This window comes from Dolichospermum sp. UHCC 0315A, assembly GCF_008121535.1.
Classification (GTDB): domain Bacteria; phylum Cyanobacteriota; class Cyanobacteriia; order Cyanobacteriales; family Nostocaceae; genus Dolichospermum; species Dolichospermum lemmermannii.
In genome coordinates, this window is sequence record NZ_CP043056.1 from 1,914,465 (window position 1) to 1,936,152 (window position 21,688).

Sequence of the window (21,688 nt, forward strand, 5' to 3'; positions counted from 1 at the left end):
GATAATTTAATTACCAGTGAAGACTTGCCATAATATTCTTAGTAATATCACGGGGATGGATATTAAGACAATAGCCAGTAGAAATAAACCCACAGCAAAAATGAGGATAAATGATTTATCTGCTTTTTGATTTTGCTGAGGAGATTTTAAAGATTCTTCCAATAAAATAATATTGTAATTATTAGCTTTCCACGCAAAATCAAACAAGTCTCCTAACATGGGAATAGCCCCAACTAAGGAATCAACAATTACATTCATTACCATCCTGCCTAATGTGGCTGTAGGTACGCCTAATTGTGCAGCTTCAATGATAATATAAAATGAAAGTATGAGTCCTAAAGCATCACCTCCTATGGGAAGTAATCCAATAATAGGATCTAAACCAATTCCTACTTGTGTTCCCGGAACGGTAATTATATTATCTAATACCTTACTAAATTGACGTAGACGCTTTAATCGAGGTGCATAAGCATCAGGTGTAATTGAAAACTGTTCGGAAGAATTAGGCATTATTAATAATTTTCGATGACTTGATGATCAACTTTTCTATTATCTCATTTATCTAACTAAAATTTTTTCATATTTGCTTAATAAAATTGTAGCTAGATTAACTATTCTTTGATAATTGTCGAATCGGTTTATATTATCAACATTTTTGCTTAATTAATGTTTAGAAAAATGTCTAAATAAGTACCATAATACAGCTATATTAACTATGAAAACTAACATTTTCAAAACTGTCAAGCCTTGAATTAACTCAAATATTTCGGGAAGAATACTAATACCAACTAATCCAATAACTAATATCTTTGCCCAGGTTTTCTCATACCATAAACCTACAGATTCAATTGCGGTAACTAAAGCATAAATTCCCGCAGCCATACCACTAAATTTTAAAGTTGAACTTTTGATATTAATGACTTTTTCTAAAAGCCATTCAATTATCTCCAGTTTTCCTTCTAAAACATAGGATTGAGAGAGCATAATTAGAGCTTCATGATTTTTCAAAGCTAAAAGTAAAACGAGGGATGTTGCCGCTAATAGTAAAGCAACAAATCCCTTATAGATAACGATTGCCACTAAACCAGGAGGACGCTTTTTATTCATTAAATTTTGATTATTGATGATTTATAGAAATTCGGTTTGATTTTTGTATCCTTCATAAAAATAAGTAGGGTGTGTAAAACCCTTGCTTTTCGGTTTGATAGTTGTCAACAGAACACAGACTCCAAGTATTGACAGCAGGACTATAGACGAGCCAATAGTAGCATAACCGAGTCCGCTTTTCTCATGTTGTTTGGTGAGAATATCCCCCAGTGTTGCCCCAAATGGTCAAGTCAGAACAAATGCCACCCAAAACAAGATAACTTGGGAAATTTCGGTATAATAATATGCTGCCAGTACGAAAGCAAGTAAACTAGCAATTAAAACATATCCGCAGGATCCGCAGATTGGAGTTTATTAGTAGCAATTACTCCGGAAATAGCACACATAATTATAGTTAATAATAGCACTTGTAAACCACGAATTATGGTCATATACATGGGCAAATTTGTCGCTGTTCGGGTTAGCTGATAAAGTCCTAAAGATACGGCTAACCCTGGGAAAAATCCCAAAGCTGCTAAAATTAAAGCTTCTTCAAAAATAATAGTTAGTAAATAAAAATGACGATATCCGATGGCTTTAAAAGTTGCATATTCTCGCAAATGGGCATTAACATCTGTGGAAAGAACTTGATAAACAATAATTACTCCAACCACAAATCCCATTGATACACCGAGATTAAAAATAAACCCAATGGGAGAATTGCTCCTCCAAAAGTTATTTTCAAGTTCAATAAATTCCTGATGGGTGAGAACCTTAACATCATCTTTCAAATAAGCCTTTAATTGGGCAACAACTTGGTCAGTTTTATAACCTGGTTTGATTTTAACTAAACCGATGCTCACACTACTTGTAGGCTGCCTGGCAAAGATTTGGGAGAAGTTATTTGCACTGGTAATTAAACTACCGTCAGCGGCAAAGGAAGCACCAAGTTTAAATAAACCACCAATAGTAATTGTGCTACCATTAATTTCAGTTGTGACAGTTTTACCTTCTTGAATTTTCTTTATTGCTTGTTGATATTCTCCTCTGGCTGCCCGATCAAATAAAACTGTATTTGGTAATTTAATCTTCTGTAATTGTTGATTAATTTCTGGTAAATCAAAAGCTGGTTGATCTGGATTTATCCCAATAATTAAGACTCCGGTTTCCAAATGTGTTTGGGGATTCTTCCAAATAATATGATTGCAATACATAGCTTCAGCCGATTTCACCCCCGGTATATCCATTGCTTGATAAAGTCGTCTCCGGGAAAAAATAGACATACTTTGTAAACTACGGGCTTGGGGACTAATGAGAATAATATCAGCTTGTAAACTGCGATGTAATCTAGTATTGCTGTCATATAAAGCAGTTTGAAAGCCTGACTGCATAAACATAAGAACATCAGCGAAAGCAATACCTGATATTGCTACGAATAAACGACTTTTTTCATGAGTAAGTTGCAACCAACCCAAAGGAGTTCGTCGTCGAAATTGTTGAAAAATACTAATCATAGGAATGATAATTGACAACTAACAACTAACAACTGACAACTGTACGGGCGAAGCATTTGGAGAACTATTTTTGGCAATGACCGATAATTTATCTTCCAAATGCTTCGCCCCTACTAACAACTGACAACTAACTAAAGACTAATAATTACCTTAACTTGCATATTAGTAAATTTAGCTGCTTGCTGACTGGAAGCTGTATTTAGTCGGATATGAACCTTGACTATTCTGTTATCAATATTGCTAGAAGGATCTGTATTAGTGAGATTTTGCTTGCTTACCTGTAAACCGATTCTTTCTACTTTTCCTTGCAATTCTTGAGGAAAAATATCACCAACTATCCGCACCTGTTTACCTTGAAGAATTTTGGTAATATCACTTTCGTAAACTTCAGCAATTACATACATTTGACTGGTTTTACCAATGTCAGCAATGCCATTATTAGTAATTAATTCTCCTGGGTGGGTATGGATTTCAAATACTTGTCCATTTTGAGGAGATTTTACATAAGCTTTCTGGAGATTAATAGTAGCTTTTTTCACTAATACTTCTGCCCGATTTAATTCGGCTATTGCAGCTTCTACATCTACTTTCCTAACTTCAGAAATCTGATCTAGTGTTGCTGAAGCTTCCTTTTTTCGTTGTTGGCTACTTAATTCCAGCTTTTTTAATTGTGATTGTGCCGCTTCAAGACTTTTTTTAGCCGTTTCTACATTCAAGCTTTTACTATCTCTTTGAGACGCAGAAATTGCCCCTTCTGTATATAATTCTTGATAACGTTTATTTTCAGATTCAGCATTGAGTAATTCTGCTTGCAATTTTTCTAGAGTTGCTTTTTGAGTATCAATATCACCTTGACTTTCTACAGTTAATCTGTCAATTATCGCTTTTTGAGCCGTAATTTCTCCTTGTTTAACACCTGCTTGAATTTGAGCTATTTTAGATTGAATTATCCTCACTTCTGCCTTGGCTTCTGTTAATTCTGCTTGCAAGCGATCGCTATTATCTAAAATAGCAATTGTCTGTCCTACTTTGACCATATCTCCCTCCTGAATTAATATCTTTTCGACTCGACTTCCTTCTCCAGATACAGGTGCTGATAATTTAATTACTTCCCCCTCTGGTTCAATTCTACCTAGGGCTGTGACTGTTTTTATCTCTGGTATTGCGATCGCAGCAGTTGCTAATTTTTGATTATCTATATCCCGAAATTTTAGGACAATAAAAACACTAATACTAGCCACAGATAAAGATGCCAGCATAGCAATAGCTATAGCTAATCGGAGAATAGACTGAGAAGATAATGAACCTTGTAGCTTGTGGTTTTGCACAACTGCATACCTTTTCAGTGCTGTTTCAAAATTAGTTAATGAAAAATATGAGGTAGAAAACGTAATCCTGGAAAACCTAAAAATGTATATCTAGACAAAATCGGTTTAGTCAATTTATTGCATTACAGATGACAAATCAATTCTAGATTTTTGACAGAAACGAACATTTAGAGATAATATGCCAGAATGGAAAGTCAGATGGTTAACCAATGACAGTTTTAATAAAAATAGTATGTTTTTGACAAAATGATTTAATTTAAATTCACTCTTAATTTCTGATAAAAAACGTAAATACTGACAGTTTAAGTTTTATCAATTAAAACAAACCCCGTTTCCCATTTGGACGCACTGTGAGCCAATTGGTCTTAGCTACAGCCAATTGGTCATCAGTTATTTTAGCACCAGTAAGATTAGCTCCAGACAAATTAGCTCCCCGCAGATTAGCTTGACTGAGATAAGCTCGGCTGAGGTTTGCACCGCTGAGGTCTGCTGCTTCTAAATCAGCATTACTAAAATAAGCCTTGCTTAAATCCGCATCTTTGAAATTTGCTTCTTTTAAACTTGCTCTCCCAAAGTCGGTATTGTGAAGATTAGTTCCTTGAAAATTGGATTTATGAAATTGAGCAGCATAAAAATTAGCTGCTGATAAGTTAGAATTAACCACAATCAAGCGAATAAAATTGTAGCCAGCAAAATCTCGTCGTCCTTTTTCATAGGCTGCTATTAGACTTTGGGAATCTAATGTTAGCGCAGCGAATGGATCACCATGATAATTTACATCTCTAGCTGCTGATTTTGGGGCTGATTTAGATGCAAATTCTCCACCCTGAGTTTGTCCATGTTTCCATTCCATTCCTCCTGGTGTTTTGTCTTTTCTAGCTCGAATAGATGCAGCTAATTTTACTACACTATCATTGTTAGCACGAGTATAATTAATAGAATCAATACCAGAATTTGAATTGTTCTGTGTTGATGCAGAGCCGGAGGGTTTGGATAGTAATCCTTGGGCTAAACTATCTAAATATGGCTCCATGTCCAAAGCTTTGAGTACGTCTTGTGCTACCTGATAGCGATTGCGTACTGTTACCTCCAACATTTTTTTTAATACATTGGTCAAATGGTCGCTGATGTCTACCAGATGCTCCCACATCATGTCCCCTGTGGTGGGATTGTATTCTAAATCTTTAGGAATTTTGGCAGTCAGCAAATAAATACAAGTCACTCCTACTGCATAGATATCACTGGCATAAACCGGACGCATCGCCATTTGTTCTGGGGGTGCAAAACCAGGAGTCCCTATCGCATAAGCTGTTAAAGCTGATTGTTCTGATTGACTGGTTGTGACTTGACTAAATTGGTTTTTGACAGCACCAAAATCAATTAGTACCAATCTGGCATCTTGAGAACGACGAATTAAGTTAGCTGGTTTAAGATCACGGTGAATTACCTGTTGCTCGTGGATATATTGCAGCAAGGGCATGATTTCACTTAAAAATTGTCTGACTCCGGTTTCACTATAAACTCCATTTTTTTTCACTTCTTGCTGGAGCGTAAAACCGCTCACATATTCTTGAACTAAATAAAATTGATTGTTATCTTCAAAATAGTCCAGCAGCCTGGGTATTTGCGGATGATTACCGATCTTACCTAAAGTTTCCGCTTCTCTGGCAAATAGCTCCCGTGCCATTTTTAATATGTACGGAGTCGTACTTGATGGACGTAATTGCTTAATTACACAAGGAGCTTTCCCTGGCAGCTTTTCTTCTATTGCTAAAAATGTTGCCCCAAAACCACCTTGAGCAATTGGTTTCATCGGCCGAAAGCGATCACGCAACAATAGTTGCGAGCCACAGGCTTGACAAGTTTGAACAGATGCTGAATTTTTGGGATCGGGACAAGTCGGATTTACGCAGTAGCTCATGCACTATTAACTCATTGCACGATGATTGACACTCCCCGGTCTAAAGACACGGGGATTCTTGGTTCGACGAGACCACTTAAACTAGATTCCTTGCGTTATCTAGCGAGCGAGGTGGGACTCTCCCCAAGCGTTAAAGCCTCGACTCCGCTCGGCTTTAACCCTGAGCGAAGCCGAAGGGTTAACTTTCGGTCTGCCCGACCGTAGTTGCATGACTGCAAGTCCTGTTTAGCTTGAAACGAGAAAGTTTCAAAATCCTCATTCGTCTAGTTCCTATAAATCTTTTACCTACTGCTAGGAGGAAACTAGAACAATGCAGTAGAACCGCATAGATTTAATTGTTAAGGTACAGAAAAGCCGTCAGGCAGTTAGGTTTTTAGACAGGTTGATTACCCTTCCTGTTAAAAATAGTATAACACTAATCGTCACTGTTGACACTCTGCGGTCTAAAGACACGCAGATTCTTTAAGACCTGCTTAAAAAGGATAGTCAATTATCCTCCTAGACGCTCAAGGCAACTACCAGTACGACAGGTATTGCAATTGCGCTTACTTTTGTTTTTTTTGCTGCTTTTGTGAGTCCATCAATTTTTAATGTTAAACGCTCCATGGTTTACCATTGCTTGCTTACCCAGGCTACAGCTATGCCGAGACGAGATAAATCAGGGGTTTCTCCTTAATAAAACACTTCTTTGCGCTGATGGTTATTCCTACTTGCTAATTAATTCTATCATGTCACCGCGAATAAATTCGCCGTTGGCACTTCCTCCACGCATCTATTGCCAAGTGGCTTCCGTGCCTTTCGTTCTATTTGGTGACTCTTGCCTCTTACATATTTACAGATTAGATAGCACCTCTTTAGCAGCAGCTAATGTCTGTTCAATATCTTCGGAAGTATGTGCTAAAGAAGTAAAACCAGCTTCAAATTGAGATGGGGCTAGGTAAATACCATGCTCTAACATTCCGCGATGGAAACGACCAAATTTAGCTGTATCTGCCTTTTTGGCATCTTCATAGTTATGCACAGGTCCAGCGGTGAAGAATAGCCCAAACATGGCACTAATATGACCACCACAGGCAGCATGACCCGTATCTGCACAGATTTTTAGCAATCCATCAGCTAACTGCTTGGTAATTTTTTCTAAATACTCATAAGTACCGGGTTTGTTGAGTAGTTCCAGGGTTTTAATTCCCGCTGTCATGGCTAAAGGATTACCGGAAAGAGTCCCCGCTTGATAAACTGGGCCTGCGGGGGCAACCATTGACATAATCTCACGGCGGCCACCATAAGCGCCGACGGGTAAACCACCACCAATGACTTTACCCATTGTAGTTAAGTCGGGGGTAACACCAAATTTGGCTTGTGCGCCACCGTAGGCAATGCGGAAGCCTGTCATGACTTCATCAAATACTAATAATGCCCCATATTCTTGAGTAAGTTCCCGTAGTCCTTCTAGGAAACCAGCATCAGGGGTAATAAAACCAGCGTTACCAACTACGGGTTCAAGAATAACTCCGGCGATTTCCTGGGGGTTTTGTTCAAATAAGGCTTTTACGGCTTCCAAATCATTGAAAGGCGCGGTTAAGGTGTTGGCTGTGACGGATTTTGGTACTCCTGGGGAGTCGGGTAAACCCAGGGTAGCAACACCAGAACCGGCTTTGACCAGGAACATATCTGCGTGTCCGTGATAGCAGCCTTCAAATTTGATCAATTTTTCTCGATTTGTAAAGGCTCGCATCAGGCGTAATACCGCCATACAAGCTTCTGTTCCAGAGTTAACGAATCTGACCATTTCGACGCTAGGAACGGCATCAATGACCATTTCGGCTAAAACGTTTTCAAGAGCGCAGGGAGCGCCAAAACTTGTGCCTTTATCTAGGGCTGCGTGTAGTGCGGATATGACTTCTGGATGAGCATGACCACAAATAGCAGGTCCCCAAGTCCCAACATAGTCAATGTATTTGTTGCCGTCTACATCCCAAATATATGCGCCATTAACACGATCAAATACGATGGGTTGTCCACCGACGGATTTAAAAGCGCGAACGGGAGAACTGACTCCTCCGGGCATCAGGTTTTGAGCAGCAGCAAAGATTTCTTGTGATTTTGTGGTTTTAATTGTGGTGTTTACCAAGGGTATCTCCTATGAGGTGGTGATTAAAATTGAGCTTCTATCTTAGGATAGGGTGAAAAGTTGCTTGTGAATTTCTCTGGTATGGGATTAGCTGAAAATGGTATCTTGAGTCAAAGAATTATTGTAAATTAACTGGTATGTCTTCTTCTGAACTGAAATCGCTTTCATCTGCTATCCCTGTGGAAAAAATTCGCTACGATGACAAGGGTTTAGTGCCGGCAATTATCCAAGATTATTTGGATGGAACTGTGTTAATGATGGCTTGGATGAATCGGGAATCGTTGCAAAGGACTTTGGACACTGGGGAAACTTGGTTTTGGAGTCGTTCCCGGCAGGAATTTTGGCACAAGGGCGCGACTTCTGGACATATTCAGAAGGTACAAACTATTCGTTATGACTGTGATAGTGATGCTCTGTTAATCGGGGTGGAGCAGTTGGGTGATGTAGCTTGTCATACTGGAGAACGTAGTTGTTTTCATCAGGTTGATGGCACGGTGACACCACCACCAGGGGATAGTTTATCACAATTGTTTGCGGTAATTTGCGATCGCCGCGATCGCCCCAATGAAGATTCTTATACCTGCAAGTTATTGGCTGGTGGTGATAATAAGATTTTGAAAAAGATTGGTGAGGAAAGCGCGGAGGTAGTTATGGCCTGCAAGGATGATGATGCCGATGGAATTGCTGGTGAAGTTGCAGATTTATTTTATCATACTCTTGTAGCCTTAGCGCATCATCAGGTTGATTTAAAAGCAGTTTATCGGAAGTTGCAAGAAAGAAGGAAATAGGCGAATTTATGAATAATTGTCTGATAGCGTAGCGTGGCGCAAGCCATATCAGGATAACCACAACAAAAAATCTCCAAATAGTGAAAAGGTAACTTTATATAGCTTGTGCTACACTATCAGACAATTTCCCAATCTTCAATTTGTAACCCTTTAACTCGTTTAAATTCCCTGACATTGTGAGTAACTAAAATTAGATTATTCACTAAAGCAATAGAAGCAATTTGTATATCATTTGAACTAATAGGAGTTCCAGAATTTGCTAAATCAGCGCGAATTTTGCCATAATTTTCTGCACATTCATCATCAAAAGGTAAAGAAACAAATTGTTCTATGAATATTTTTTGTACAGCTATGGCTTTTTGAAGATTATTACTACGCATAGAACCATAAAATAATTCAGCTTTGACTACAGAACAAACCGCAATTTTTTCAGGTTCTAAATTATCAAGATGATGATTAATGCTGAGAGATTTACCCTTGAGATACATGATACAAACATTCGTATCTAGTAAATAAATTAAAGAATTATTTTTCATTAATAACCTCAATTAAATCATCATCCGTTGCAAAATCAATATCAGCACAAGCACCATATAAATTAAGTAAACCTGCGGAATGGAGAATATTATTTTGGATTAAAAATTTTTTGAGTTCAGTGTCAGAAGGAAAGTTTAGTAAATCTTTTAGTTCATCAAAATCAATTAATCTTTCTCGAAATGCTTCTAATACAAGATTATTCAGGATTTTTTGTGGTAAATTACCCCATTGATTTATGATTTTTGTTGTTAATTTATCTGGTAAATCAATTGTTACTTGCATAATTGGAAAATATCCTAATGGTGCTTAGTTAATTATTTTAGCATAAATTTGTTAAAAGTTTAATGTCGTAATCAGGATATCCAGGATTTAAGGATTCACAGGATGTTATTTGTCTGAATCAGGATATCCAAGATTAGAGGATTTACAGGATGTTTTTTAGAAAATATAGGTTTTTGTGAATGATAGAAAATATATTTTTCTCTAAATCATAATTTATAATCATTAAACATTCACAGAAAATCTACAAATAACAATCCTGTACATCCTAAAATCCTGGTTATCCTGATATGGCTTGCGCCACGCTACGCTATCAGACAACCACAACAAAAAATCTCCAAATAGTGAAAATGTAACTTTACCTATTTGTTAATAACTAAAAACTTCAGAGGAATATTATTAGCTTCCCAGTATTCTTTGGCTGAATTTAAAATATCCAATGCTATTTGGTACTGTGTCGGTTCAGCTTGAGCAAAGATATCAGCATGATGATATAATATCACATATCTTTGAGCCGGACACCATGTTAAATCGGTGATACATTCATCAAAAGCATCCCAGTTAGCGCCGAAGTATGGAGGAATTTCCATTGCTTCAGCAGCTTGTTTTAAAAATGTTTGTTTGTTATTAATTTTTTTACCATCAAGATAAAAAACTTTATGATTCATAGATTTATGGTGAGGAAATAGGTTAGCAAAATTGTCTGAATCAGGTGGTTATCGAGCGAAGTCAAGATAATGTCCACCGATTAGAGGATTTACAGGATGATAAAATATAAAATGGACGATTGTTAATAAAAATCTATAAATCTTAAAATCATGTAGATGATAATTTTAACTTTGTTCAAGTATTGTGTTATAATTAATTCAGAGTTAGAAGAGTAAAAATATCATGATTTTAGCTGTTAAAAATGCTCTTTCCACAATTGCACCCAAGTTAACTTATGATGTGTTAATTGAAAACCAAGAAGATGGCACTGTGAAAGCGACATTATTAAGTTTACCAGAATGTCAAGGTTTAGGTGCGAATAAAGAGGAAGCATTAAATAATCTTATTCAGCTTTTTCAAGCACGAAAACCAGAAATAGTAACTTTAGAAATTGAACCAGATAAAACAGAACATCCTTGGCTGAAATTTTCAGGAATGCACAAGGATAATCCTCTTTTTGGTGAAATACTAGAAGATATAGAAGCTGAAGGTAATGCTTGGGACGTGCTAGAGGCATTAACAGGAACTATTGAAGCACCAAGTGATTGGTCAAGTCAACATGATTTTTATTTATATGGTAATCCTAAACAGGACAATGAGATCAGAGAATGAATCAGGAAAGACTATTTTTAGATACGGTATTTATTCAGGCTCTACTAAATAAGAATGATCAATACCATACTCAAGCAAAAGCATTATTACCAAGGGTGAAAAATGCCGTTGAAGTATGGATAACAGAAGCCGTTTTGATAGAAGTTGGTAATGCTTTAAGTGCAGTGAACCGCACAGCATCAGTTCAGTTTATTAATCAGTGTTATCAAACAGATAATATCAAAGTCGTTAGTGTAGATTCATCGCTTCTTATGCGTGCGCTGGAACTTTATCACACTCGTCAAGATAAAAGTTAGGGTCTAACAGATTGTATCTCATTTGTTGTTATGAAAGAACAGGGTTTAATTTATGCTGTAACGGCTGATATTCATTTTGTTCAAGCTGGTTTTGTGGCTTTATTAAGGAAGCTAGAGAATTAATTTACTCTGAGGATTTTCAGGATATTTTTTGTCTGAATCAGGATGTCCACCGATTAAAGGATTAACAGGATGATAAAATATAGAATGGACGATTGCTAATAAAATTCTATAAATCTTAAAATCATGTAGATGATAATTTTAACTTTCTTCAAGTATTGTGTTATAATTAACTCAGAGTTAGAAGAGTAAAAATATCATGATTTTAGCTGTTAAAAATGCTCTTTCCACAATTGCACCCAAGTTAACTTATGATGTGTTAATTGAAAATCAAGAAGATGGCACGGTTAAAGCGACATTATTAAGTTTACCAGAATGTCAAGGTTTAGGGAATACAGAAACGGAAGCAATAGAACAATTAGATAAAATTTTGCAAGTTCGTTTAGGAAATGCTAAGATTGTGACTTTAGAGATTGTCGCACCAAAAACAGAAAATCCTTGGCTAAAAATAGCGGGTAAATATAAGGATGATCCGCAATTCGATCAAATGCTAGAATATATAGAAGAATATCGTCGTGAACTAGATGCAATTAATGAATGAAGGTTAATAAAGAAGTGGATAATTTAAGAATATTAGATACAGATCATCTATCTTTATTACAGAGAGGCAATTCATTAATTAGACAGCGATTAACTATGTTCAATCCTGAAAATATTGCCATAACTATTATCACCGCTACAGAACAACTACGGGGAAGACTGAATATTATTAACAGGTGTGAATCAGCGAATGAATTAGTTTTAGCTTATGCTAGGTTAGAGGATACATTAGAAGACATAAATAGTCTAAATGTCCTACATTTTAGCGAAGCTGCGGGTAATATTTACACTGAATTAGTTAAGCAAAAAATCCGCGTTGGTACTCAAGATTTACGCATTGCTGCAATTACATTATCAGTGAATGGGGTTTTAGTAACTCGTAATTTTAAAGATTTTGAAAAAGTTCCTAATTTGCGTTTAGAAGATTGGAGTATTAGTGAATAATGTCTGAATCAGGATTACCAGGATTAACAGGATGTTTTTTAGAAAATATAGGTTTTTGTGAATGATAGAAAATATATTTTTCTCTAAATCATAATTTATAATCATTAAACATTTACAGAAAATCTACAAACTACAATCCTGTACATCCTTAAATCCTGGTTATCCTGATTCTGACAACCACAACAAAAAATCTCCAAATAGTGAAAATGTAACTTTACCTATTTGTTAATAACTAAAAACTTCAGAGGAATATTATTAGCTTCCCAGTATTCTTTGGCTGAATTTAAAATATCCAATGCTATTTGGTACTGTGTCGGTTCAGCTTGAGCAAAGATATCAGCATGATCATATAATATCACATATCTTTGAGCCGGACACCATGTTAAATCGGTGATACATTCATCAAAAGCATCCCAGTTAGCACCGAAGTATGTAGGAAATTCCATTGCTTCAGCAGCTTGTTTTAAAAATGTTTGTTTGTTATTGATTTTTTTACCATCAAGATAAAAAACTTTATGATTCATAGATTTATGGTGAGGAAATAGGTTAGTAAAATTGTCAGAATCAGGATGTCCAGGATTAAAGGATTAACAGGATGATAAAATGAACCATTGCTAATAAAATCCTATCAATGACTACTTTAACCGCCAAATCTTGATAGTGTTGTCACTACTCCCACTAGCCAGGGTTTGACCGTCGGGGCTGTATGCTACTGAAAGAACCGAGCTAGAATGAGCAGTGAAGGTTTGCAGTAGCTTTCCCGTTTTCACATTCCACAGTTTGATAGTGTCATCACTACTCCCACTAGCCAGGGTTTGACCGTTGGGGCTGTATGCTACTGAATTAACCAAGTAAGAATGAGCAGTGAAAGTTTGCAGTAGGTTTCCCGTTTTTACATTCCACAGTTTGATAGTGTTGTCACCACTCCCACTAGCCAAGGTTTGACCATGGGAGCTGTATGCTACTGAATAAACCCAGTCAGAATGACCAGTGAGGGTTTGCAGTAGCTTTCCCGTTTTTACATTCCACAGTTTTATAGTCTTGTCATGACTTCCACTAACTAGGGTTTGACTATCGGGGCTGTATGCTACTGATTGAACCGACTCAGAATGACCAGTTAGGGTTTGCAGTAGCTTTCCCGTTTTCACATCCCACAGTTTGATAGTGTTATCCCTACTCCCACTAGCCAGGGTTTGACTATTAGGGCTGTATGCTACTGAATAAACGAAGTGAGTATGACCAGTGAGGGTTTGCAATAAGTTTCCCGTTTTTACATTCCATAGTTTGATATTGTCACCACCCCCACTAGCCAGAGTTTGACCATCGGGGCTGTATGCTACTGAATTAATAAAGGCAGAATCACCAGTGAGGGTTTGCAGTAGGTTTCCCGTTTTTACATTCCACAATTTGATAGTGTTGTCCAAACTCCCACTAGCCAGAGTTTGACCATGGGGGCTGTATGCTACTGAATAAACGAAGTAGGAATGACCAGTGAGGGTTCTTTCTAAAAGAATACCACTAGGTAAACTTGCAATTACAGATATGGGATTGACTGGAAACACGCCATAACGTGCATAGCCATAGATTTGAGTTCCTATAAGTCCTAATATCGCAGCTATTAATAGTTTTATCAGTTTCGTATTTTTGACAGGAATCGTTGTTTGAGGTGCTGGAATTGTGACAGGTTGACTCTGAGGTTTAGAAACTACTGGTTGTGAAACCTGAGATTGAGTTGGCTGAACTGGCGCTTTACTAATAAATGCTGGAATCTGCCAAATCTTGATAGTCTTGTCACTACTCCCACTAGCCAGAGTTTGACCATCGGGGCTGTATGCTACTGACGTAACCGAGTCATAATGACCAGTGAAAGTTTGCAGTAGCTTTCCTGTAGTCGCATTCCAAAGTTTGATAGTCCGGTCATTACTCCCACTAGCTAGAGTTTGACCATCGAGGCTGTATGTTATGGACAAAACCGAGTCGGAATGACCAGTGAGTGTTTGCAGTAGCTTTCCTGTAGTCACATTCCACAGTTTTATAGTCTTGTCATTGCTTCCACTAACTAGGGTTTGACTATCGGGGCTGTATGCTACTGATTGAACCAAGTGAGTATGACCAGTGAGGGTTTGCAGTAGCTTTCCCGTTTTCACATTCCATATGATAGTCTGGTCTAAACTCCCACTAGCCAGAGTTTGACCATCGAGGCTGTATGCTAATGATGCAACCAAGTGAGTATGACCAGTCAGGGTTTTCAGTAGCCTTCCCGTTAAGACATTCCACAGTTTAATAGTCCCGTCAAAACCCCCACTAGCCAGGGTTTGACCATCGCGGCTGTATGCAAGTGAATGAACGAAATGGGAATGACCAGTGAGGGTTTGCAGTAGCTTTCCTGTAGTTACATCCCACAGTTTAATAGTCTCGTCAAGACTATTACTAGCCAGGGTTTGACCATCGGGGCTATACGCAAGTGAATGAACGAAGTTAGAATTCACTGAGAGCGTCTGAATTAGCTTTCCTGTGATGATATTCCATAGTTTGATATTGTCACCACTCCCACTAGCCAGGGTTTGACCATCGGGGCTGTATACTACTGAATAAACCCAGTCAGAATGACCAGTGAGGGTTTGCAGGAGCTTTCCTCTCATGTCATTGTTAATAACTTGCGCTTGTGATGTTGATTCCACCACAACAGATGGTTTTGCTTTAACAACACCAGGAAAAATATCAACACCAAGATTTGCAAAGCGATCGCACCAATAGCATTTACCATAAGTTCTACTATAGTAATGACTATCTACCCTGCCGCAAATAGTTAGCCTATCATTCCCTACCTTTAACGCCTCCAACCACTTCCTAGCCGTAGGGCGGAAATTAGGATTTTTATGCCCATCATTAAAGCATCTCAGAAAACATTGCTGAATCTCTGGATGAACAATCTCCAGAGGAATTGTTCTTGCTACTGCTGCAATTAAATTAGTTGACCCATTAACCCATAAACCTTGACAGATAAGTTCATTTATGTCTGGAATTTCCCCCGCACCAGTCCACTTTCCCTGAAAAGGATTATTACCACCAAATAATAATTGATAGATAATTACTCCTAACCGGAATCTATCATGTATTTCTGTTTGCTCAATACTATCAAAATCTTTGCCAATCAGTTCCGGTGGAGTATATCCTTCAGAGCCAACTAAACAATTATAAACCTTACCATTTTTCGGATTTATCACCTGAAAAGAATCTGTATCAATAATAGAAGGTAAAGCCCGATTATTAACTAAAATATTTTGTGGTTTAATATCTCCCAAAACATAACCAGCAGCGTGCAGTGCTTCAATAATTGAGACAATATTCAGCGCCGTTGTGTGCAGAAACCGCCAATCAATCTCAAGTTTCAAAGCTTTACGACGACGGGGATTATAAACATCAAGAAGTTCTTTTCCATCCTTAATTTCTGGCATCAAAAAGCCCACACAATCACCCTGAGCATTTTTCAACGCCGACTTAGGCCAAGCAAAAGAAACATGATGAAGATGGGAATTTGGTTCTGTGGGTGGATGTGCTATCATTACCGCTAACTTCTGCACCCGTTCAGGTGTTGGAGAATGGTAAATTTTCGCTAAATAACCATTTTGATTAGTTCGCCAAACTTTCGCTTCACCACTATTAGCAATCTCTTCACCCAATAGAGTAATTGATTTTCCCGTACTGGCACAGGTAAGAACTGTCATATAATTTTAATTAGATGGGTTGAAATATATTTCTAAAATCCTAAAATCCGTAGGTTGGGTTGAGGCTTTGCGAAACCCAACAAAATACAAAATCTCATAAATATTGAAAATGTTGGGTTTCATTCTTCAACCCAACCTACAGTTTTTTAGCAATTGTATCCTATTCAAAACAACACAAAAGCAAAGTTTTATCATCATCAGTGCGAGAATTTAACCGATCAGAATTGAGAAAATCAACAATATAAGTATCATCATTTCCTCCTGGTTTATCTGTTTCTCGCAAATATTCCTCCAAAGGCTTAAAAAATGGCGCATGAGGTTTCCAATCACTCAAGCGAATTGCCACTTTTTCTAATCCATCAGTAGAAGCACAAATAAACTCTTGCTTTCCTGAAATTACCTGTACCTGCATTTCCTCCAGCGCATTAGCTGAAGTCACAAAAGTTGTTTCGTTGAAAAATTCCCCCTTATCTGGTTCAAACAATAATTTATATTCTGCATCTTGGGAACGCACCACCATAAATCCATCCCCAATTTGCATAGCTGCAACCCATTCAGAAGTCGCTATAAAAACTAACAGAGTACAAGCTAAATCATGAACAGAATAATCATTATTATCTGCTTTTTTCTTTAACACAGTAATAACATCCTTGACAAACTTAGTAAAAACTTCCTTAGCTTCCATTTCCGAAAGTGGTTGAGAAAAACCTTGTTTATCAGGAAGTTCATTAATATCAGCAAAGCATTTAATTACAGTTTCTACCGCCAATTCAGAACCAAAATGAGAATATTTAGCACTTCCAGCACCATCAGCAACTGCACCCACAATCACATCATTAAAAATGCGATAATTTCCGCAGTCTTGACAAGGTATTTTTTGCTCTTGATGACTTGTTCCCACAGCAGAACGCGCTATTGCTTTCCAAACCACGATAAATAAATCCTCAAAATCTAATTTAATATCCCCGACTTCTTGTTTAATCATGTCAATAAATTATCAACTTAATATTAGAAGTCGGGGATCTGGTTTCTATTCAGATTATGTTGTAATTTGACCCCATCCCACCGGCGGTAATGCCACAGCTTCCCCTACTTTGCCACTAGAAACCCGTTTCATGGAAGTGGAAAGCCAAACAAATAAAGAGCGAAAATCTAAGCCATTCAGCATCACTGGAGGACGAGGTGCAATTTGTTTAAGTTTGTTCATATCTGCACCCTCAACACCAACAGTAAAAAACAACATTCGGCGCTGTGCTTCTTCTTCTCTCACCCTTTGCGCTGCACCTTCCCAAGCATCTGTAGGCGCACCATCGGTAATTAAAAATACCCAAGGACGATAATAGAGAACACCGTTATCCTTATAAGACTGTTTGCGGGTTTCCAATAAATCCAAAGCGTATTCTATGGCTTCACCCATTGGTGTCACACCATCTGTTTCTAGCTTAGGCGGTGTAAAATGGTCTATAGTGACAAAATCTTGCGTCAGTTTCACTGGTCCAAAGGTGACAATAGCAACTTCTACACTTAAAGAAGCTTGAGCATCTTTCATCACATCTTCCTTGAAAGCCGCCAAACCTCTATTTAACTCCTGGATAGGTTGTCCTGACATTGAGCCAGAAGTATCAAGCAAGAGAATTACCGGACAACGATTTTCCGGGTTTTCCACGAATTCAGGCAAACCTACTGGCATTTTTGATACTCCTGATTAATCAAGGTGAGATGCAAAATGTATAAACTAGATGTTACTTGTTACTACATAGCTTAACATGGATGTTTGTACGGAATCAATACCCATAATGTCTAAATATTTAGTTTCATATTTATTCTTTCCCAATATCATGGATAACGTTGCTAATAGCATTTTCACAAATCATCAGTCATCTTATTTGATACGAACCACAGAGGCACAGAGGACGCAGAGGTGGAGAGAAAGGAGATAAATATAGAACGCAATTTACCATAACATACTAGATATAGCCCGGCATCCTGTGGTATGATGAATTGGGTATTTTATGATTATTTTAACTGAAAATACAATTAAAAATGCCCATAATCACTAAAACCCAACGTCTCATTTTCTCTTTTATCTCCCTTGGTGCTGTCCTCACTTGCCAAGCTGTATCAGCTACTGTCACCGTACCCCTCCACACTAAAAAAGGGATGGTTGTTTCCGCCAATCCCTTAGCCAGTGAAGCCGGACTTTTAATGTTAAAAAAAGGCGGAAATGCGGTAGATGCAGCAGTAGCTACAACCTTCGCTATTTCGGTTGTTGAACCTTTTTCTGCTGGGATTGGTGGCGGTGGTTTCTTACTATTACATTCTGCAAAAACAGGGGAAATTAAAGCTTTAGATTTTCGAGAACGCGCACCGATAAAAGCTACTAAAAATATGTATTTAGATGCTAATGGAAAAGTGCGCCCTGGTGCGAGTATTACTGGTTATTTAGCAGTAGCAACTCCCGGAACTGTAGCGGGAATGTATGAAGTCCATCGTCGTTATGGTAAGTTACCTTGGCAAGAAGTTGTTAAACCAGGAATTGCACTTGCTAAAAATGGTTTTATGATTAGTAATAGAGTTTCCTGGCGTTCTTTTCCAGCTTACGAAATCCGTAAACAAGCCATACTAAATAACCCAGCCGCTAAGGAAATATTTACTCGCAATGGTGAATATTATCAACCAGGAGAAAAGCTCATACAGCGAGATTTAGGTAAAACTTTAGAAGCGATTGCTGAGAATCCCCAAAGTTTTTACACTGGGAAAACTGCCGAAATCCTCGCCGCAGATATGGCAAAAAATGGCGGTTTAATTACTCTCGAAGATTTAAAAGCTTACAAACCAATTTGGCGAACTCCTGTATGTGGAAACTTTCGCAAGGCTAAAATCTGTTCTATGCCACCACCATCATCAGGAGGGGTTCATTTATTGGAGATTTTAAATATTATCGGTGATACAGATTTACAATCATTAGGATGGCATCATCCCGACGCTATACATTTAATGATAGCAGCAATGAAAATTGCTTATAGCGATCGCGCAAAATATTTAGGTGATCCTGATTTTGTAAAAGTCCCTGTTTCTGAATTAATTAGTCCAGCTTATGCTCAAAAACGCCGCCAAGAAATTAACATGAATATGGCGACACCATCAACAGAAATAAAACCTGGACTCAAAACTTCAAAATTTCATGAATCAACAGAAACGAGTCATTTAAATGTAGTTGACGCAGACAGAAACGCTGTTAGTTTAACTTTTACAATTAATCTCGGCTTTGGTGCGGGGATTGTCACACCGGGAACAGGAATAGCTTTAAATAATGAAATGGATGATTTTTCTGCTGCACCAGGAGTACCAAATGCTTTTGGATTAGTGGGGAATGAAGCTAACAGTGTTGCTCCCAGAAAAACGCCTCTTTCTAGTATGACACCCACGATTGTTACTAAAAATAATCGCTTGCTGATTGCTGTTGGTGCGCCTGGTGGTAGTACGATTATTACTCAAGTATTGCAAATTATTGTGAATGTTTTAGAATATAAAATGGATGTGGGTGCAGCGGTTTCTACCCCACGGATACATCACCAGTGGCTACCTGATGAATTGCGAGTAGAAGCATGGGGTTTAGATGCTTTAACTTTGGCAGATTTACGCCGTCGGGGACACACAATTAAGGAAACTATACCTTGGGGTAATGGAAATGCCATAACAGTTAAAGAAGATGGTACTCTGGAAGGAGCAGCAGATCCTCGTGGTGATGGTTCTCCTAGAGGGTATTAAGGAAGAAGAAGCCAGGGAATAAATTCCCTGTCTAAAAGCTAAAGTCGGTTAAAACCGACTATTGGAAATGACGAAATATTACATTTATCTTCATCAGGTAAAAAGTCAATAAAATCCTGGACATCCTTAAATCCTGGAAATCCTGATAGCGAAGCGTGGCGTTAGCCATTTCTGACTTATTTACTAAAAATCCGATAGTACAACCAGGTACTAAATTCTTTGAGGGGAAATAGTAAATAAGTCAAAGGATTTACTGTGACAATAATATTTCTGAAATCCCGTTTTGCAAAAAATAAAATTCCCTTTGCAACTTGATTTGCTGACATCACACCATAGGGGTTTAGTTGACTTTTGAATGGTCCTAAAATTAATTTGCGAATGACACAAGTTTGATCTAATCTTTTGAGGGTGACAATATCCCCTAATGCTCTTTTGCTCAGTTCATACAAGGGACTTAAGGCTGGGGAAACTTCCGCTTCTGAAGTATTTACCCAAATTTCTTTGGTGGCTTTGTCTTGGGGTCCTGTGACAGTTGCAGAAAAAACATCTATCAGTTCCAAAGCGGAAAATGTGTTAACTTGATAGGAATTTTGAATGGCGGCTGAAGTACGATCTCCATAAACATTTATGCCATGATTGATAATGAGAATATCAACTTTATTTAAACTTTCTTTTAGTTGAGTTTCATTACCTAATTCCCATTTTACAATTTTGACCCGCTCTTGAATTGCGATTTTTTCAGGATTCGTTGTTAAGGCCACAACTTTGGCATTATGCTTTAATAGTTCTGCTGCTAATGCTTGTCCTAATGCACCGGAAGCACCTGTTAATGCTACGGTTTTACCTTTGAGAGAAAGTCCTGTTCCTAGTATTTTATCCACTAGGGGAAAAACACCACTATAGTAAGCGTTAACATCATCAAAATGATGTCGCCAATGATAGGTTCTATTTACCCAGAAAACGGAGGGAATTGTGTCTAATGCTCCGGGTAAATGATTGTAGTCTGTGTCTATTGTTCCTTGGAAATATCGCAGAGATGCACCGTATAAAAAAGTAACAGCATAAGCGACTCCTAACCATAATCCCCATTGATGTGCTAGTAAGGCAATTATTGTTAATATTGTTACTAATATGCCCGATTCGACAATATCGTGATACAACTGGGAATCTACGTAGGCTTTTTGGGAAGTTAAAGTTAAATCTCGACGGTACACAGCATGATGTTTATTGTGCCATTTTGCTAACCATGTTATCTGATGACACAAAGCATGATAAGCATCTCTGACAATTTCTGCGAGTAGGAGGGAGGAAAATCCCCAGGTTGTGAACTGGATACAGTTGTTTACTAACACTGAATCAATAGTTAAGCTTTGAGCCAAAATCATCATCTTTCTGGTGATACCACTTTTTCTTAATTAAACCAAGTTATTACCATCTTTGTCTAAAGTTATATCAATCCCTGATTTGCTCAATTAATCGCTGTTCTAGTAAATCTAATAATTCATCTACATTTTTTCCCACTTCTTGAAAACAGGTTTCTGGTGATGATTTGGGTGCAAATTGAATTAACTTAATTTCCCCTTTCCCAATTCCAATCATCACTACTTCTGTTTCGGGTTTGTTATTATCAATAATTCCTAAGATCTCTTGGAGACGATTTTCAACTCGCTCATTGAGTTTTTCTATTTCGGTTTGGGGACAATAGACAAAATGGGGAGTTGGTTGTAAATCAATCCCAATAGTTCCCTGACGATTACCATTTTCTAACCACAATCCCCAAAAAAGTGCGGCTAGTTCTGGCTGATTGTTTTTGACAAATCTATCTAATTGTCCGCGCCATTTGTTCTCTGCTGTTTCGGGTTGGGGAATACTAAACATGATCATT

At 37.8% G+C, this 21,688-nt stretch carries 22 protein-coding genes; 6 read left to right on the forward strand and 16 right to left on the reverse strand.

The features are described from left to right. Nucleotides 1-6 precede the first annotated feature (6 nt). The 7 genes from BMF77_RS09190 to hemL all read right to left on the reverse strand — a co-directional run bounded on the left by BMF77_RS09190 (nucleotide 7) and on the right by hemL (nucleotide 7,980). Nucleotides 7-510: a DUF4112 domain-containing protein gene (locus BMF77_RS09190; protein ID WP_148762312.1), complete on the reverse strand. Its 504-nt coding sequence runs from the start codon at nucleotides 508-510 to the stop codon at nucleotides 7-9. 153 nt (nucleotides 511-663) lie between these two features. After that, nucleotides 664-1,107 carry a DUF2127 domain-containing protein gene (locus tag BMF77_RS09195; RefSeq protein WP_148762314.1) on the reverse strand — a complete coding sequence of 148 codons (444 nt, stop codon included), beginning with the start codon at nucleotides 1,105-1,107 and terminating at the stop codon, nucleotides 664-666. A 21-nt stretch (nucleotides 1,108-1,128) separates the two neighbouring features. Further along, nucleotides 1,129-1,317, reverse strand: a complete 189-nt coding sequence (locus tag BMF77_RS28965; protein ID WP_371735612.1) for a hypothetical protein — start codon at nucleotides 1,315-1,317, stop codon at nucleotides 1,129-1,131. Between the two features lie 107 nt (nucleotides 1,318-1,424). Continuing rightward, nucleotides 1,425-2,600 carry an ABC transporter permease DevC gene (devC, locus tag BMF77_RS09205; RefSeq protein WP_148766874.1) on the reverse strand — a complete coding sequence of 392 codons (1,176 nt, stop codon included), beginning with the start codon at nucleotides 2,598-2,600 and terminating at the stop codon, nucleotides 1,425-1,427. A 131-nt stretch (nucleotides 2,601-2,731) separates the two neighbouring features. Next, complete coding sequence (locus BMF77_RS09210; protein ID WP_148762316.1) at nucleotides 2,732-3,928, reverse strand: ABC exporter membrane fusion protein; 1,197 nt, start codon at nucleotides 3,926-3,928, stop codon at nucleotides 2,732-2,734. 316 nt (nucleotides 3,929-4,244) lie between these two features. Beyond that, a complete protein-coding gene (locus BMF77_RS09215; protein WP_148762318.1) occupies nucleotides 4,245-5,849 on the reverse strand; it encodes a serine/threonine-protein kinase in 1,605 nt (534 codons plus the stop codon). Between the two features lie 832 nt (nucleotides 5,850-6,681). Continuing rightward, entirely contained in the window at nucleotides 6,682-7,980 is a 1,299-nt protein-coding gene (gene hemL / locus BMF77_RS09220) for a glutamate-1-semialdehyde 2,1-aminomutase (RefSeq protein ID WP_148762320.1), read from the reverse strand. Nucleotides 7,981-8,117: 137 nt separating this feature from the next. On the opposite strand from hemL, the gene hisIE reads away from it, so the two are divergent. Further along, nucleotides 8,118-8,768, forward strand: a complete 651-nt coding sequence (gene hisIE / locus BMF77_RS09225; protein ID WP_148762322.1) for a bifunctional phosphoribosyl-AMP cyclohydrolase/phosphoribosyl-ATP diphosphatase HisIE — start codon at nucleotides 8,118-8,120, stop codon at nucleotides 8,766-8,768. A gap of 116 nt (nucleotides 8,769-8,884) precedes the next feature. Here the strand turns inward: hisIE and BMF77_RS09230 are convergent, their stop codons facing one another. The 3 genes from BMF77_RS09230 to BMF77_RS09240 all read right to left on the reverse strand — a co-directional run bounded on the left by BMF77_RS09230 (nucleotide 8,885) and on the right by BMF77_RS09240 (nucleotide 10,252). Next, nucleotides 8,885-9,304: a type II toxin-antitoxin system VapC family toxin gene (locus BMF77_RS09230; RefSeq protein WP_148762324.1), complete on the reverse strand. Its 420-nt coding sequence runs from the start codon at nucleotides 9,302-9,304 to the stop codon at nucleotides 8,885-8,887. Continuing rightward, nucleotides 9,294-9,587: a hypothetical protein gene (locus tag BMF77_RS09235; protein ID WP_148762326.1), complete on the reverse strand. Its 294-nt coding sequence runs from the start codon at nucleotides 9,585-9,587 to the stop codon at nucleotides 9,294-9,296. Before BMF77_RS09235 ends, BMF77_RS09230 begins: the two co-directional genes overlap by 11 nt. Before the next feature lie 359 nt (nucleotides 9,588-9,946). Then, nucleotides 9,947-10,252 (reverse strand): barstar family protein, encoded by a 306-nt coding sequence (locus BMF77_RS09240; RefSeq protein WP_148762328.1) that lies wholly within the window; start codon nucleotides 10,250-10,252, stop codon nucleotides 9,947-9,949. Nucleotides 10,253-10,475: 223 nt separating this feature from the next. Between BMF77_RS09240 and BMF77_RS09245 the strand changes: the two genes are divergently transcribed. The 4 genes from BMF77_RS09245 (at nucleotide 10,476) to BMF77_RS09260 (ending at nucleotide 12,304) form a co-directional block, all read left to right on the forward strand. Further along, the gene (locus tag BMF77_RS09245; RefSeq protein ID WP_148762330.1) at nucleotides 10,476-10,904 is read left to right on the forward strand and encodes a type II toxin-antitoxin system HicB family antitoxin; all 429 of its coding nucleotides are present in this window, start codon (nucleotides 10,476-10,478) and stop codon (nucleotides 10,902-10,904) included. Further along, nucleotides 10,901-11,200: a type II toxin-antitoxin system VapC family toxin gene (locus BMF77_RS09250; protein ID WP_246863102.1), complete on the forward strand. Its 300-nt coding sequence runs from the start codon at nucleotides 10,901-10,903 to the stop codon at nucleotides 11,198-11,200. The genes BMF77_RS09245 and BMF77_RS09250 overlap by 4 nt, the downstream gene beginning before the upstream one ends. 319 nt (nucleotides 11,201-11,519) lie before the next feature. After that, nucleotides 11,520-11,861 (forward strand): hypothetical protein, encoded by a 342-nt coding sequence (locus BMF77_RS09255; RefSeq protein ID WP_052149784.1) that lies wholly within the window; start codon nucleotides 11,520-11,522, stop codon nucleotides 11,859-11,861. After that, nucleotides 11,858-12,304, forward strand: a complete 447-nt coding sequence (locus BMF77_RS09260) for a type II toxin-antitoxin system VapC family toxin (protein WP_210422323.1) — start codon at nucleotides 11,858-11,860, stop codon at nucleotides 12,302-12,304. Before BMF77_RS09255 ends, BMF77_RS09260 begins: the two co-directional genes overlap by 4 nt. Nucleotides 12,305-12,522: 218 nt before the next feature. On the opposite strand, the gene BMF77_RS09265 is transcribed toward BMF77_RS09260, so the two are convergent. From BMF77_RS09265 to BMF77_RS09280, 4 genes are all read right to left on the reverse strand, one after another. Beyond that, nucleotides 12,523-12,828 (reverse strand): barstar family protein, encoded by a 306-nt coding sequence (locus BMF77_RS09265; protein ID WP_148762332.1) that lies wholly within the window; start codon nucleotides 12,826-12,828, stop codon nucleotides 12,523-12,525. Nucleotides 12,829-12,939: 111 nt separating this feature from the next. Further along, on the reverse strand, nucleotides 12,940-16,032 hold the full coding sequence (locus BMF77_RS09270) for a hypothetical protein (protein ID WP_148762334.1): 3,093 nt from the start codon (nucleotides 16,030-16,032) through the stop codon (nucleotides 12,940-12,942). Between the two features lie 160 nt (nucleotides 16,033-16,192). Continuing rightward, nucleotides 16,193-16,963: a PP2C family serine/threonine-protein phosphatase gene (locus tag BMF77_RS09275; protein ID WP_148766878.1), complete on the reverse strand. Its 771-nt coding sequence runs from the start codon at nucleotides 16,961-16,963 to the stop codon at nucleotides 16,193-16,195. 108 nt (nucleotides 16,964-17,071) lie between these two features. Next, nucleotides 17,072-17,722, reverse strand: coding sequence for a VWA domain-containing protein (locus tag BMF77_RS09280; protein WP_148762336.1), 651 nt, complete (start codon nucleotides 17,720-17,722; stop codon nucleotides 17,072-17,074). A 353-nt stretch (nucleotides 17,723-18,075) separates the two neighbouring features. Between BMF77_RS09280 and ggt the strand changes: the two genes are divergently transcribed. Continuing rightward, nucleotides 18,076-19,803, forward strand: a complete 1,728-nt coding sequence (gene ggt / locus BMF77_RS09285) for a gamma-glutamyltransferase (RefSeq protein WP_148762338.1) — start codon at nucleotides 18,076-18,078, stop codon at nucleotides 19,801-19,803. Nucleotides 19,804-19,979: 176 nt separating this feature from the next. Here the strand turns inward: ggt and BMF77_RS09290 are convergent, their stop codons facing one another. Both BMF77_RS09290 and BMF77_RS09295 read right to left on the reverse strand, forming a co-directional pair. After that, on the reverse strand, nucleotides 19,980-21,188 hold the full coding sequence (locus BMF77_RS09290; RefSeq protein ID WP_148766880.1) for a bifunctional sterol desaturase/short chain dehydrogenase: 1,209 nt from the start codon (nucleotides 21,186-21,188) through the stop codon (nucleotides 19,980-19,982). Between the two features lie 67 nt (nucleotides 21,189-21,255). Then, nucleotides 21,256-21,681 (reverse strand): hypothetical protein, encoded by a 426-nt coding sequence (locus tag BMF77_RS09295; RefSeq protein ID WP_148762340.1) that lies wholly within the window; start codon nucleotides 21,679-21,681, stop codon nucleotides 21,256-21,258. Nucleotides 21,682-21,688: the final 7 nt, after the last annotated feature.